12 protein-coding genes are annotated in these 15,143 nt (G+C 39.0%); 7 read left to right on the top strand and 5 right to left on the bottom strand.

Features of this window, described 5'->3' with window-relative positions:
- Window positions 1-93: 93 nt before the first annotated feature.
- Window positions 94-1,029, bottom strand: a complete 936-nt coding sequence (locus tag AA980_RS24750; RefSeq protein WP_024028627.1) for a glycerophosphodiester phosphodiesterase — start codon at window positions 1,027-1,029, stop codon at window positions 94-96.
- Between the two features lie 15 nt (window positions 1,030-1,044).
- The gene (locus AA980_RS24745; protein ID WP_024028628.1) at window positions 1,045-2,007 is read right to left on the bottom strand and encodes a D-2-hydroxyacid dehydrogenase; all 963 of its coding nucleotides are present in this window, start codon (window positions 2,005-2,007) and stop codon (window positions 1,045-1,047) included.
- A 190-nt stretch (window positions 2,008-2,197) separates the two neighbouring features.
- Between AA980_RS24745 and AA980_RS24740 the strand changes: the two genes are divergently transcribed.
- Window positions 2,198-3,409, top strand: a complete 1,212-nt coding sequence (locus AA980_RS24740; RefSeq protein ID WP_024028629.1) for an MFS transporter — start codon at window positions 2,198-2,200, stop codon at window positions 3,407-3,409.
- 837 nt (window positions 3,410-4,246) lie between these two features.
- Here AA980_RS24740 and AA980_RS24735 read toward each other — a convergent pair.
- Window positions 4,247-5,239 (bottom strand): Gfo/Idh/MocA family protein, encoded by a 993-nt coding sequence (locus AA980_RS24735; RefSeq protein ID WP_024028630.1) that lies wholly within the window; start codon window positions 5,237-5,239, stop codon window positions 4,247-4,249.
- A 283-nt stretch (window positions 5,240-5,522) separates the two neighbouring features.
- Here AA980_RS24735 and AA980_RS24730 point away from each other — a divergent pair, with 283 nt between their 5' ends.
- From AA980_RS24730 to AA980_RS24720, 3 genes are all read left to right on the top strand, one after another.
- Complete coding sequence (locus AA980_RS24730) at window positions 5,523-6,092, top strand: nucleotidyltransferase family protein (RefSeq protein WP_024028631.1); 570 nt, start codon at window positions 5,523-5,525, stop codon at window positions 6,090-6,092.
- Between the two features lie 247 nt (window positions 6,093-6,339).
- Window positions 6,340-7,059 carry a nucleotidyltransferase domain-containing protein gene (locus AA980_RS24725; protein ID WP_024028632.1) on the top strand — a complete coding sequence of 240 codons (720 nt, stop codon included), beginning with the start codon at window positions 6,340-6,342 and terminating at the stop codon, window positions 7,057-7,059.
- Window positions 7,060-7,236: 177 nt separating this feature from the next.
- On the top strand, window positions 7,237-8,217 hold the full coding sequence (locus AA980_RS24720; RefSeq protein WP_024028633.1) for a phosphotransferase: 981 nt from the start codon (window positions 7,237-7,239) through the stop codon (window positions 8,215-8,217).
- Window positions 8,218-8,305: 88 nt separating this feature from the next.
- Here the strand turns inward: AA980_RS24720 and AA980_RS24715 are convergent, their stop codons facing one another.
- Window positions 8,306-8,512: a zinc ribbon domain-containing protein gene (locus tag AA980_RS24715; protein ID WP_024028634.1), complete on the bottom strand. Its 207-nt coding sequence runs from the start codon at window positions 8,510-8,512 to the stop codon at window positions 8,306-8,308.
- Between the two features lie 118 nt (window positions 8,513-8,630).
- Complete coding sequence (locus tag AA980_RS25985) at window positions 8,631-10,049, bottom strand: SGNH/GDSL hydrolase family protein (RefSeq protein WP_024028635.1); 1,419 nt, start codon at window positions 10,047-10,049, stop codon at window positions 8,631-8,633.
- A 595-nt stretch (window positions 10,050-10,644) separates the two neighbouring features.
- Between AA980_RS25985 and AA980_RS24700 the strand changes: the two genes are divergently transcribed.
- From AA980_RS24700 to AA980_RS24690, 3 genes are all read left to right on the top strand, one after another.
- Window positions 10,645-11,304: a hypothetical protein gene (locus tag AA980_RS24700; RefSeq protein WP_024028637.1), complete on the top strand. Its 660-nt coding sequence runs from the start codon at window positions 10,645-10,647 to the stop codon at window positions 11,302-11,304.
- 124 nt (window positions 11,305-11,428) lie between these two features.
- Window positions 11,429-13,186: a sigma 54-interacting transcriptional regulator gene (locus tag AA980_RS24695; RefSeq protein ID WP_024028638.1), complete on the top strand. Its 1,758-nt coding sequence runs from the start codon at window positions 11,429-11,431 to the stop codon at window positions 13,184-13,186.
- A gap of 168 nt (window positions 13,187-13,354) precedes the next feature.
- Window positions 13,355-14,878, top strand: coding sequence for a long-chain-fatty-acid--CoA ligase (locus tag AA980_RS24690; RefSeq protein ID WP_024028639.1), 1,524 nt, complete (start codon window positions 13,355-13,357; stop codon window positions 14,876-14,878).
- The last annotated feature ends 265 nt before the right edge of the window (window positions 14,879-15,143 follow it).

Raw genomic sequence — 15,143 nt, 5'->3', positions numbered from 1 at the left:
ATACCGTATCCATACCAGCCAATTAGCTGCTTAATATATAAAACTCTAACTTTTGGGGGTCACATCAATTTTAAATTGAGGCAGCCCTTTTTGTTAGTTTTTTTCAAGCAGTTTAAGCAGTAAGTCTGGGCGATTGGTTTGAATTCCGTCAGCGCCGGCATCAATGAGCTTCTGCATTATTTTAGGATCATCAATGGTCCAGTAATCCATCTTCATTCCCCTTCTGTGGGCCCCGTCAATTAACTTTTTATCGGTCAGATCAAACCCACTGCTGTTAGTTGGGATTTGAAATGCATCAACTTGAGGCTGATAAAGGTCTCTTAAAAAGAATTTATGGAAAATGACAAACTTTGTTACCTCCTGCTTGCCTGCAGAAATAGCAACACGACCTTTTGCATAGTTATCAAATGTGGATAGAATATTTTGATCAAAGGCAGAAATGAAAATCTTATCCTCCATTTGATATTTTTGAATGAGAGCCCACAATTTTTTAGCCATTTCATCATATCGGGAAGAAGGGTTATCATCTTTAATTTCCATTGACCATCTAAATTCCCCGAACTGTTGAAAAAGTTCTTCCGCGGTTGGGATATAGGCACCTTTTCCGCGATAACTATATTTCCCTTGTAAATCTTTAAAATGGTAGCCTGCATCCAGCTCTTGAATTTCTGTAAGCGTCATGTCGGCAATTTTTCCTTGTCCATTGGTTGTCCGATCGACTGTTGGGTCGTGGATTGCAACCAAATAGCCGTCTTTTGTAATATGGAGGTCTGTATCGAGTACGTCAACGCCCATGTTTGCAGCGTTTGTAAACGCTGGGATTGTATTCGATGGGGCGAGAAGCTCGCCGCCCTGATGAGCAATCACCATTGGCCGGTCATTTTTGAAAAAACTCTTTTCTTTGATTTGCTTAACCGGAACAAAGTTAACCAACAATAGGAATACAAGAATGGCAGGAAGAACATATTTAAAAAATAGTAATCTTCGTTTCTTTTTTTTTAATGGTTTTCCAATTGTAACTGACTCCATGATATTACCCCCTTCTTAATATCCCTTTGAAAAATCAACTAGATTAATCGAAGGGGTTTTATCAGAAGTGTACTCTCTAAGGTTAGGGATTAAGATACTTTCCATCAGACGTTTATTATAATTTTCGGTTGAGCCTGAAGTGTGCGGGGTAATAATGACGTTTTCCAGCTCCCATAACGGACTTTCTGCACTTAACGGTTCTTTTTCAAATACATCCAGCCCCGCTCCGGCAATAATTCCTTCCAGTAACGCCGTGACGAGATCTTCCTCAACCACGATTTCACCGCGGCCAATATTAATAAAAAAGGCAGTAGACTTCATTTTCATAAATTGCTCTGCACCGAATAAACGGTGTGTTTCCTTCGTATGTGGTAACGTAACAACCACATAATCACACTTTGGCAGCAGAAGATCTAATTGGTCTAAAGTGTACATTTCATCCACATATTCAACCGGATTGCCCGAGTTTCTTACACCCAAGACTGTCATCCCAAATGCTTTGGCAAGCTTCGCTGTTTCTTTCCCAATTGCGCCAACACCGATAATCCCAACCGTTTTTTCATGCATTTCTAGTCCCATATGGGCATGATGCCATGTTTTCACTTGTTGATTTCTAACATATGTATGGATTTTTCTCGTTAAGCCAAGCATTAAGGCAAAAATCGTTTCGGAAATGGGATAGGCATGCACACCGTTGGCACTTGTAAGGGTAATGCCCCTTGTTTCCAATTCATCTAGCGGTAAGTTATCGACACCAGCACTCCATGTTTGCAGCCACTGTAGCTTTGACTGCGAGGCAAGGCAATATTCTTCAAGCCCTTTTTTCCAACCAGCAATAATTTCAGCATCCATTGCGTGCTCCTGCCAAACATCTTTATCTTTACTAACAATCAATTCCCAATCAGGAATCACTTTCTTTAATTGGTCGATGTGATCATGTACTAATTCTTGAGTAATGACTATTTTTCTTTTCTGCATCCGATTTCCTCCGTTCAAAATGATGTATACATACATTTATGATAACAAAAAAAAACCTTTCTGGTAAAAACTTCTGATTTTCCTTTTACCGGCTTTTGTGTTAGTATTTAGCGATACGAAATAAATGAAATGAATGCGGATCTTCTTGGCGAAGATTCTTTTTTATTGGACTAAAAGGAGAGGTTTTTATTTGAAAGAACGTTTGTGGACAAAGTCGTTTATCATGCTCATGGTGGGCAACTTATTTGTGTTTATGTCGTTTCAAATGCTTATTCCAACTTTGCCGCCATATATAAAATCTATAGGCGCATCAGGTTTGGAAATTGGTTTAGTAACGGCATTGTTTTCCATAGGAGCTGTACTTAGCCGGCCGTTTATCGGTTTTATGCTTGAATACAAGCCGAGGAAGTCGCTTGTCATAACGGGAGCTATCATGCTTTTAATCATTACGATTCTATATCCGATTTCACAGGTTGTTGTGATTTTTCTATTATTCCGCTTCGTACATGGTCTTGTTTGGGGCTGGTCAACCACTGTTAATGGCACAGCAGCCGTCGATGTAATTCCAAATTCGCGTCTTGGTGAAGGAATGGGCTATTTTGGCCTTTCGATTACCATTGGTATGATTATTGCTCCAAGTCTAGGAATCTTTTTATATAAAATTACTTCGTTCAACAACCTTATTTATATCTCCGCATTTCTAGGGTTTATCGCAGTCATTTTACTTACAGCCGTACGCAATCAAACTCCTGAAGCTGTAAAAAATACACGAAAAGAAGATCTTAAATTTTCCTATATGGGCTCTTTGGTTGAAAAATCAAGCTGGTTCCCGGCTTTTGTTACAATTATCATCAATCTTGGGTATGGAGCGATTGTTACGTTTATCGTCATCTTTGGCCAGGAACGAGGAATTGAGCAAATCTTTTTATTCTATATTTTTAATGCAATCATGGCCACTTTGGCGCGGCCAATCGCCGGAAAATGGTTTGATGAAAAAGGGCCATTCGGTCTCGTATTATTCTGTACAGCTTTGACATTTGTAGGAATGTGGGTACTCTCCTTAGCGCATTCGAGTCTGTTTATTGCCATTGCCGGTGTTTTATTCGGAGCTGGTTTCGGCTGCTTGATCCCAACATTGCAATCATGGGCATTATTAATGACACCGACACATCGGCGCGGTGTGGCTAATGGAATGATCTTTTCGTCTATTGATTTAGGCATTGGGCTTAGCGGTATTATCTTTGGTGGACTAGCGCAATTTGTTGATATCGCCACTATTTTCAGGATTGCGAGTCTTTTTCTCATTGTCGCCATTGTCTTAGTTGTTATTATGGAAAGAAAGAAACTTGTAGCTTCACAGGAAAGCGTGATAACGAAGAAAAAGGTCAGGACCTCATTTTAGATTTGGGGGCTTGGCCTTTTTCTTTTTTCTCATAAGATAAGAAAGTATAAAATTTTCGCCTTTGAGAATTGTCTAGCGCAAGCGTCGCTAGCCCCTCAAGGTCACACGCCAGCCAAAAAGTAAAGCAAACCTTTCGTCCGGCTCGTCTTGTTCTATGCCTGAGGCTGAGCAGGGCGCTTGCGCTTTACTGATTGTAATCCGATTCGCTAATAAAATGAAATATTCGCTAATAAGTGAACCTGATTCGCTAATAAACCCTTCGAATTCGCTAATAAACTCTCAAAATTCGCTAATAAATAATTGGGCGAGTAAAATTGACTGCTTTTCTTGTGAGAAAAACATGTTTACAAGTCTCTTCTCATTACATTTTTTCGAGAATTCGACGTCCAAAATGGATAAACTACCCCTCAAAGGGCTGTTTTTTCCAAAAGCTACTGTATTTAAAGCAATTTGCCGATATTTTTAAATGATAAGAAATTTCGACTTCGAGAATTGTCCAGCGCAAGCGTCCTTAGCGGCGCTCCGCCTTACGATAAGTCAACATCTGACCGCTTACGCTCACCGTGTTTCCTCCAATACTCACTCGAAGCGCTCCGATCCATACGCCGCTGACTAGGGCGCGTGTGCTTTCCTTATTGTACAATTTCTGGTCATCTTTGCTTACTAACTGTCCAAACCACATACATAAAAAAGAAGCACCTGCTTGAAGCGCCATGTCCATTTGAAAAGTTATAACTGGTATAAAACTTGCAAAATAATAAAATAGAATTCTATTGAAGAGGATACACCGCTATCAAATAAAGAAAAAATATGAAAGGATGTTCCTCCAAAGAATTCCTACAGCACCGTAGACAGAATACGATCGCAGAGTGCCATTGTATTTACATTATCACGTCCATTTGATGTTGGCGTTTCACCACTTTTACAACAGTCAATAAAATGAGTCATTTCCCCAACAAAACCTCGTAAATAAAGGTCTCTGTAGGCACCAGACATAGGGGTAGCAGATGGTGTAAATACAGTATCTGTCTCTTTAAGCGATTTCCACGGTAGATTATCAAATGTTTGTGACTCATGAACTGTAAGCGAATTAATTTCATCAGCAAAAGCAAATCCATGATCAAACGTCACAAGCATATTTTCACTTTCCCGCGACCAAGCCGTCATTCCTGCCAAATAAAGGCTGCCAACGACGCCATTTTCAAACTTTAACGAAATACTATGAGAAACAAACTCATTGTCACTATTTTTAAAACCTGTAACTTGTATAACTTCTCCAAATAAATAGCGTATAAGATCAACAATATGTATTGCAGCCAACTTCATAAATTGTTCTTCATTATTGCAAAATGGTGTGCTGTCCACCGCAAATCTTGCTTGAAAGGAATGCACAGTACCTAGTTTACTGCTCGTAATTAATTCTTTTAACTTTGTATAGCAAGGAGCATAACGTTTCATAAATCCAACCATTAATGTTACACCCGCTTGTTCAGCAGCATCAGCAATTTCTGCAGCTTGCTCAGCACTCATTCCAAGAGGCTTATCTACAAATACATTTTTACCAGCTTTAATGCAATCTAGCACGAATGAAGGTTGATCTTCAGGTTGAGCAACCACAACAACTCCGTCACAATCTTCATTTTGCAACATCTTTTTATAGTCATCGTAAGGTGTTCCCTTACTACCAAAACGTTGAAGAGCAGCTTTGGAACGATCTATATTTCGTGTAGAAATCGCTTGTATATTTGCCCCTGCTTCAATAGCAGAAGGATAAATGTTTGTTGAGGCATGGAATCCTGCACCAATAAAACAGAGATTGGCTTTTTTCACTATCATCTCTCCTATGTGTTTAATCGTAATGGATACATCTTTTGATTCAAATCAAAAATACCATGAATTCGAAATATTTGTCTATTAAAGCGAGCATTTATGAACGACTGAAAATAAGTTATTCCAAATGATACCAGATTAGCTAAATAGCTATTTTTCACCGTGAATTCTTTTAGAAATTAAGTGATAATTCCATCACTTTCAAAATGGTATATAATTAAAATTAGATAAATTACAAGGGGAACATAAGGATTAAAGTTATTTTTAGAATGGAGAATAAAGGATGTTAAAAACAGAAAATGATATCATCCAGCTTGTAAAAGAAGATAAGTGGATGATGGATATATTATATTCAGCACAATCTCTTAATCTTCCGGACTGGTGGGTTTGTGCTGGCTTTGTTCGTTCTAAAATATGGGACACTCTCCACGGATTTACGGAAAGGACACCTATTCCAGATATTGATGTAATCTATTATGACGAGCGAAATGTCGAGGAGACTGAAGAAAAGAGACTAGAAGATAATTTAAGAGGTATCCAGCCGAATGTTCCGTGGTCGGTAAAAAACGAAGCAAGAATGCATGTTAGAAATGATATTCCGCCCTATACTTCCTCGGTGGACGCGATGTCTAAATTCCCGGAAACAGCCACTGCCCTTGGTCTAAAGCTAGATGAAAATAACAATGTGGTATTAGCTGCTCCCTGGGGAGTACAGGATGTCCTCCATTTTGAAGTGAAGCCAACTCCATTTTTTGCTGAAACGAAAGAACGGGCAGCGGTTTACGAAGGGCGGCTTACGAGAAAGAATTGGAAGGCAATTTGGAATAAGGTAAAGGTGAGCCATCTTCTTTAACAAACATGATGACTTTTAAAGAGTTGAATTTAGAAGAATTTTATGAAATAGCAGCTGAAATCTTACAAGCTTTGTAGTATTTTTCCTAATATTTGTAGTGAGGAGTAGATTCTCACTGTGATTTCCAAATAATATCCAAGAAATGTCGTAAGTTTTGTAAAAGATGTAGTAAGTAGACGAAAATATGTCATAAGTGCCCAGAAGTATGTAATAAGCTTAGGTTTTTGAAATGATAGAGGTGATAATCATGGGAGAAATTAATAAGCAAAGTCCAATTGATGCAGCACATCAGTTTATCCACAAGTATTTTTCTTATTGCCAAGGTGCCCTATTAGCTGGGAGTGTTGTTCGCGGTGAAGCAACAGAAACATCTGACCTTGATATTGTTATTTTCGATCAGACCATTAGTTCATCCTATAGAGAGTCATTAATTGACTTTGACTGGGCTATTGAGGTCTTTGTGCATAATTTAAGTTCATATAAGCATTTTTTCAAAAATGATGTTGAAAGAGCGAGACCCTCATTGCCGAGAATGGTTTCAGAAGGAATTATTTTAAAAGATGTCGGAATAATGGATTCAATAAAAAAAGAGGCTGATGAATTATTATCTAATGGACCGGCAGAATGGTCAGCTGAAACAATAAAAACAAAACGATATTTTATTTCAGATGCTCTTGATGATTTTATCGGTTGTTCTAATAGGGGAGAAGAAATTTTTATTGCAAACACTTTAGCCGAATTGGTAAGCGAATTTGTTTTAAGAACAAACCGTAAATGGATTGGTGCATCGAAATGGATAGTTCGTGCATTAAGACAGTATGACGAAGATTTCGCAAATCATTTTGTAGAGGCCTTTGATCGTTTTTATAGGACAGGTGAAAAGAAACCTGTGGTTGATTTAGTTGATCAAGTCTTGGAGCCCTTTGGTGGAAGGCTATTTCGCGGATTCTCATTGGGGAAAAAGTGATAAAAATTAGTAAAACAGAAAAAAGGCTTTGGTTTAACCAATGCCTTTTTTGAATATGATGTTAATGATTTTGCATAGACCTTATTCAACATCATAACAAAATATGTAACATAAGTCTATATTTTCAAGAATTTCCTCTGTATGATGGCAATATAAAAGGGAAAAGAGGGAAGGAATTTGCATATTAAATCATTAGAACTCGAAAAGCTTTTAAAACGAATTTTTAATAAAGAGCAAAAAGTGTTAACGGTCAAGCAACTACATGGCGGTGCTCAAAAAGTTGTCTATAAGGTGGCGTGTCTGGACGGATTTACTTGTATTTTGTACGTTTGGGATTGGTCAAAAAATTATGTTTTAGGTCGTGCTAAAAATGAGAAAGCAAAACCTATCGGTCAATCATATGGTGCTGAATTGTTCGAGTATAACTTCAAATATTTACAACAACTAGGGATTCGTGTGCCTAACGTTTACTATATTGATAGAACACAATCAAGTTATTCTTTTGATTTCGCGATTGTTGAAGATGTTGGGAATATTGATCTATCAGCATACATCCAAGCCAATCCAGAGTTAAAGCCATTTGTTCTTAAAAAGCTAGAAAATATGCTTAAGAGGATTCATAAACATAGTTCTGAAAAATACGGACAACTCAACCTAGTAGACAGAATTGAAAAACAATCTTTGACATGTGAACAAATTGTTTTGAATGAGACATTAAAGGATTTGGACCATCTAGTAGGAAATGTGCCAAGCATTGCCGAAAATAAGGATCGATTAACGAAGGTGTTATACAAATTGTATGGTGATTTATCCCCGCGAAGAAAGTACGGGTTAATCCATGGGGAATTAGGCCCGGACCATGTAAGGGTGGATCCAGAGGGGAACCCTATTTTAATTGATATTGAAGGATGCAAATTCTTTGATATAGAATATGAGCATGCTTTTTTGGAATTTCGTTTTGGGGAGCATTATCGGTATATCCGAAACGATGAACTTGACCCAAATCGGATGTTATTTTATAAATTCCACTTACATATCTCATATTCATCTGGCCCAATTAAGATTATTGAAGGTGGTTTCCCGGATGCCGATTTCATAAGAGATATTGTAGATTATAATGTGAAGGCAACACTTGGTTTTCTAAATAATGAAAATTAAGGCGTATGAATAAATTAAAAAAAACGCTTGGAATGAAAAAATCCAAGCGTTTATTACATTTCTTTACTGTATTAAGGAGTGGCACTTATCAACCCCCAAGGAACAGGTCGATGATATTTGATGCCGTCGATGTTTTTTTATTATAAAACTCGGAATACCCACATTTCTTACAAAAAACCACAGTAAAGCTGTTGTGCTGAATATCTAACATTTTTGACAGCCCGGTACCAGTCATCGCTACATCTTTCGTGCCAGTATCCCTGCTTCCGCATTTAATACAGCCCTTTTCACTCATAATTTCACTCCTCTAAAATTCTCTTTAATTATCTACGAATAATGAGTTGAAAAGTTTCCCATTATGGCATAAAAAAGTTAATGGGACGAGGAGCAGCCTGTCCCCTCGTCCCAAACCGTTAGATGTTTTCTTTTCTTCTCTTTTGCTGAATCCGCATTGCCAATAAACCGGCTAATGTGAAAGCTAATCCAATTGCTAAATTGTTATACATTGAGGTGGCGGTGCTTGGTAGATGATTTCCTGTTTCTACTGGGGATGACCCTTTGTCAATGTCCCCGCCGCCGCCACTTGATGGGTCATCGCTGCCGGTATCTCCGGGATTCGTTGTCGGATTATCAGTGCCAGTATCACCTGGATTTGGTGCAGGGTTATCCGTGCTGCCGTCTCCTGGATTTGGTGCAGGGTTATCCGTGCTGCCGTCTCCTGGATTTGGTACAGGATTATCAGTGCCACCATCTCCTGGATCTGGATTTGGGTTATCACCATCGCCTCCTGGATTGTCACCTGGCTGCTCATCGTTTTGAATGTTTTCAATCGTAATAATTTCGACGGCTTTTGCACCCTTACTGTCTCTAACATAAACAGTATACGGACCATTTTCAGTTACTTCGAACTTATTATCGGTGATATCGGTTCCGGATGTTGCAAAATCTTCAATTGTTTTTTCACCTGCGAGCCATTGCATAGCGAGCACTTTTTTTGCGTTCGTAGCTACTGTGATTGTCACAGGCTCCTTTGTTGTCTCGGTTGTTGAGGGCGTTAGATCAACAGTAATTTCCCCAGGATTTTGTGCTGCTAATAAATTTGTTGCTAAACTAGCTAAGACTTTCTGTCCTTCCACGTTCGGATGTACGTCGCCATTCGGAAGGATTAACTCTGCTTGTTTACCTTTATAGGCGGAATATGCGTCAGCTAAAAGTAAGTTAGATTGAAATGCAACACCCTGGAATCCTGCGTTCACTCCCGGTAGGAATTGTTCCCCAAGTGGATAAAGAGCAGCTAGGGTATCCGAAAAGGGATTGTAAATGTTGTAAATGATAATTTGTGCATCAGCATTTTGCGCTTTAATAGTTCCAATTATCGCACCTAAGTTTTTAAAAAGATTACCAGAAATTTCCTGAATGATCTTTCCAAATGCTAGAGGGTCAATAGGTGTAGTTGGATTAGCACGAAGAGCCTTTATCGCGTCATCTTGTAAAAAATCATTACTCCCAATATCTAATGTTATAACATCAGCATTTTTAATAGCTTCTTGATTTTCAGGTTTGTTTATTTCTGTTAACAAAGTACTTGTGGTCCAGCCGCCGCCGCTAATGTTTTTTGTGACATCATAATTACCATTTCCAATTAAATAAGGAAAGGCCTTTGGGGATGGTTCACTGTTTCCATTGTTTTCAAGATTCCAGCCAAATGTAATAGAATCTCCTAAGGCAACAAGATTTGGTTTTACATTATTTTCTGCAAAGGCAAACGATGAGAAAGATGTACTAAAAGCCAACACTATTGCAAATAAGAGAGAAAAACGTCTAAACTTCAAAGAAATCTCCTCACAATCTATTAAATTTTCCTGCCAAATTCTATTATAATTCTACCTATTCGGAATACTCAATAAATACCATTCTACAAATTACGTACAAAGACCTAGGTGACAGGCACCTTGTCCCACTTTAGGATGGGGACAAAGTGCCTGTCCCCTCGTCCCGGAAAAAAGGAATTATAAAAAAAATGCCGAATATAGATATTGATGTAAAAAGATCTTAACGAGGTAACGAGGAGCTTGAGTCGAATGTGGAAGAAAACCTTGCTAGCAATTATATCGTTATATTTATTTTGGATTATACTCTTACCTGAAAGCTGGAAAGAAATTTTTGCTTCATTTTTAACTATTAAATCAAATCATCTCGACCATAAAGTAAATGTACTTTTTACAATTATCTTCTTCATTTGGATGTTCGTTTTATTTGTGACAATAACCTACCGTTCTTGGAATAGGGCTAAACAAATGAAAAGACCGTAGGACTGGCTACTCGTCCTCTTATGGAAGATTGCAACCAATTCTTACAACTATCATTTATCAATAATCGGGACGAGGAGTAATCTAGATAATTTGAATAAAGGGAGGTGTGCTCATATTGATAAAAGATAAAAAATTTTTCTTTGTTGCAATCATTCTTTTTTTTATTTCTATGATATTAAATTTTCCTTTCCCCGATGAAAATCCTCTTGGGGAGACAGTTGCTACTTTGTTAAATATCCCTGTTAAGTCTTCTAATGGATTACTTTATGTAGGTATCACTTCGTTCCTTTTATTAATTCTAAGTCTATTTTTTCTTTCGAAATCACTAAAGAAATATCATGGCAGGTTTATCTTGCTTTCAATTGTTGTTGCAATATTTTTACCACCGTTCATTGTCGATTTATTCCAAAAGACATTAGCAACAGGCATTTATGCAATTTCCTATCAGAAGGAAGAAAGTAATTGTCGTTTTGAAATGATGGGTGAGACAACATTACACGGGGTTTGTGAACTTCCATTAGAAAATTACAGCAAGAATAAAATTCAATTTACTATTGAATTTTATGATAAATATGATTTTAAAGAGGATTTACCAATGGTTACACTTATGAACAAAAATGCCCCATATGAGGTTAGGCTAAGAGGGAATCAAAGTGAACGAGTGAAAATTGAGACAGATATAGATGTGTCAAAGATGAAAAATCATATTGAAAGCGGCAATGCGTCATCTGTTAGTATTATCATTAAATCGGGTGAAAGAATCAGAAAACTATGATCTTCGAATAACACGGGAAAGGACATTGTCCCCCTATGGAAGATTGCAATCTATACTGACAACTATCATTTATAAATAATCGGGATGATGAGCCTGTCCTCTTGTCCCAGTTAGGAGTGATGATGTGCTCCAACTTAAGGATATTATAACCCCTGTTGATTTTATCGTTACGGAAGAAACCACGTTAAAAGAATCGATTACCCTTATGTACCGAAAGAAGTGGAATTTGTTGCCTGTTACAGACTCAAGCAAGCATCCGGTCGGGGTTTTTACCCGCAGCAGTTTGTATCAAATGGTGATAGAAGAAATCCCACTAACGACTCCTATCAAAAATTACATAAAGAAACAGGTTGAAAAGATCTGTGTTGATACCCCGTATGAAAGAATTGAAGAACTCGTCAAAAATAGTAAGGTTGGAACCGGTGTGGTTGTTGATGACAAAAACCGTGTCGTCGGTATCCTAACGAAAACAGATATGGTGATATCGCTCCTGCAAATGTCACAAGAGTTGCAAACGATTACAAAATTAAAACGGACGTTAGAAACAGCGATTGACCATGCTTTTGATGGAATTGTCATGGCGGATGAAAGGAAGGTCATCACGATGGTCAGTCCGCAGCTTCTGGAGTTGTTCAATCTTTCAGAAGAGGAGGTATTGTACCAGCCTGCCGCGAAAGCATTGCCGCATCTTCAGTTAGACAACGTCTATGAAACGAAAGCTGCAGAGGTTAGCGGTTTTTTAGAAATTAACGGGATAAAATATATCGTTCACCGTATCCCAATCGTAGAGGAAAGCAAAGTCATCGGGGCAATTGGCAAGGTTGTGTTCCGACAATTAAATGAAGTAAGCGAATTATTTAAAAAGCTGCAGAAGGCTGAAAATAAAGCGAATTTTTATCATCAGCAATACCAGCAGGCGGAAACAGCTAAGTTTACTTGGGATCATATCTTAAGTGTGGACCCATTGATGGAAAAATTGAAAAAAAGCGGGGCGAAAGCTGCGAAAGGCAGGTCAAAGGTGCTTATCCGCGGTGAAAGCGGCACTGGTAAAGAGCTGTTTGCCCATGCGATTCATAATAGCAGTGCCAGAAGTACTGGTAAATTTATAATCGTAAATTGCGCGGCAATTCCTGAGGATTTGCTAGAATCTGAGTTTTTTGGTTATGAAGACGGGGCATTTACCGGAGCGCGACCAAAAGGGAAACTGGGAAAGTTCGATTTGGCCAATGGAGGCACGCTTTTCTTGGATGAAATTGGCGATATGTCACTAGGTTTGCAGGCAAAGCTGCTTCGCGTACTTCAAGAGCGGGAATTCTACCGGGTTGGTGGAACAGTTAAAATAAAGGTTGACGTCAGAATTATTGCCGCAACCAATCGAAATCTGGAAGAAATGGTCAGGGACGGCCTATTCCGTGAAGATTTATACTATCGCCTAAATGTCATTTCATTAAATGTCCCACCTCTCCGTCAGCGCCCGTTTGATATTGATCATTTATTCGGGCAGTTTATGATTGAATTCAATCAAATTTTAGGCACAAGCATTTCCGGAATGGAGGCTCGTGCTAGGGAAGCACTCCTCGATTACGACTGGCCGGGCAATGTCCGCGAATTACGGAATGTGATGGAACGGGCGATGACATTTTCCGAAACTGGAAAAATCAAATACGAGGATCTGCCAGATTATCTATTAAATCAGGTTCCGAATAAAGAACTGGCCCTAAATGTATCCATGGTCGAAAATGCCGAGCTGGAAGCGATTAAAAAAGCGCTTGTCCAGGTACACGGAAATAAAGTCCAAGCGGCAAGATTACTAGGAATCAGCCGTTCGGGTTTATATGAAAAAATAAAAAAGTACAAACTAGGAAAACAGAAATATTACTAAGATAATAGTGTCCATTTATTGGACAATTATTTGTTTAGACTGTGTGTTTGAAAAACACTCTCTTTTACTTATTGGCGTAAAAGCCGCGGTTTTATTTTTCTGAATATTGGCATAAAATTTGCATATTAAAAGCAAGAGAGAATTTTTAATATAAGGGAGGAACCCTGGATGAATATCGGAAGTCTTTTGTCGCAATCTGCCCGTAAGTTCCCGCATATACTCGCAATTGAATGTGAAGGAAGGGCTTATACGTATCGCGAATTTAATGAGGAAGTGAACCGGCTTGCTCACGGCCTATTGGAGCAGGGTGTGAAAAAAGGTGACAAGTTAGCGTTGATGATGAAGAATTCGGATCACTTTGTGTTTTCCTTTTTTGCCGCTGTTAAAATTGGTGCTATCGCCGTCCCTGTTAACTTTCGATTAACTGCTACAGAGATTCAGTACATTTTAGAGCAATCGGATGCGGCAATTGTGGTCTGCGACAAGGAATTCGAACAAATCATTGCTGCGGCGAAGCAAGGTACGATTGTGAGTAAGGTGATCACGGTTGGTGACCCGGAAACTGCGGGTTTTTATTCTTATGAAAAAATTTTATCTGAGAGGACTAGTGAACCGGATATTGAGGTTTCTGAGAAGGATGATGTCGAGATTTTGTACACTTCTGGCACGACAGGCCGTCCAAAAGGAGCCCTCTTTGATCATAGTCAAATTTTTAAAGTCGGAATTTCCGTTGTCATCAATATGGGGATCGGGCAGCATGAGCGCATTCTTCATTTAGCACCGCTATTCCACTCAGCCCAATTGAACCTATTCCTTATTTCCGGCGTTGCCCTTGGTGCGACCCATATTATTCATCGCGATTTTCATCCAGTTAAAACATTGCAAGCGATTCAAGAGCATAAGATTACCCATCTCTTCGCGGTTCCGGCGATGTATACCTTTCTGCTGCAGGTTCCAAATGCCGCCGAGTACGACTTATCTTCTATTAAGAGAGTCGGATACGGTGCGGCCCCAATGGCACCGGAACTGGTCAAAAAAAGTATGGAAATCTTTAAAACGGACCAATTTTATAACCTATGCGGCTTGACTGAAGCGGGACCGGGCGGGATTCTTCTTGATCCAGAAGGGCATAAGCTCCTTCTCGGTAAGGGCGGGAAGCCAATTTTCATGACGGAAACTAGGGTTGTTAATGAAGAAGGTAAGGATGTATTGCCCGGTGTGATTGGTGAATTTATTCTCCGCAGCCCAATGGTGATGAAAGAATATTATAAAAAGCCGGAGGAAACAAAGAGCACGCTGAAAGGCGGTTGGCTCTATACAGGAGATTTGGCGACGATTGACGACGAAGGCTATATTACCTTAGTTGACCGGAAAAAGGACATGATTATCTCAGGTGGAGAAAATGTTTACTCCGTTGAGGTCGAAGGAGTTCTGTATGAGCATCCGGCTGTCCTCGAAGCAGCGATTATCGGGCTGCCGGATGAAGTCTGGGGCGAGGCAGTCTGTGCAATCATTGTGCCAAAAGAAGGTGCCGTGATTGATGAGGCCGAACTGCGCAGCTTCTGCCGGGAGAAGTTGGCTGGATTTAAAGTGCCAAGGCACATTTTTATCGAGCAACAGCTGCCAAGGAATGCATCGGGGAAAATACTGAAATATCAGCTGCGGCAGAAAATGAGGGATTTGGTAAATTGACCTGATTTTCGGTGATTAGTTTCTAAGGTATGTCGTAATAGTCATGCGATATGTTGTAATTGACTAAAAATAGGTAATAAGTGATCGGAAATCCGTCGTAAGTGTCCTAAAATATGTCATAAGTGCCTAAGGTTTAAGGTGCTTTCCAATTAATATCCAGCAAATGTCGTAAGTATTGAAAAATAGGTAATAAGTGACCGGAAATATGTCGTAATTAACCGGATATTTGTAGTAAGTTCACGAGGTTCGAGTTGCAATTAATATC

Source organism: Neobacillus vireti, from assembly GCF_001026695.1.
GTDB lineage: Bacteria > Bacillota > Bacilli > Bacillales > Cytobacillaceae > Neobacillus > Neobacillus vireti.
This window is presented reverse-complemented; position numbering and strand designations above follow the sequence as displayed.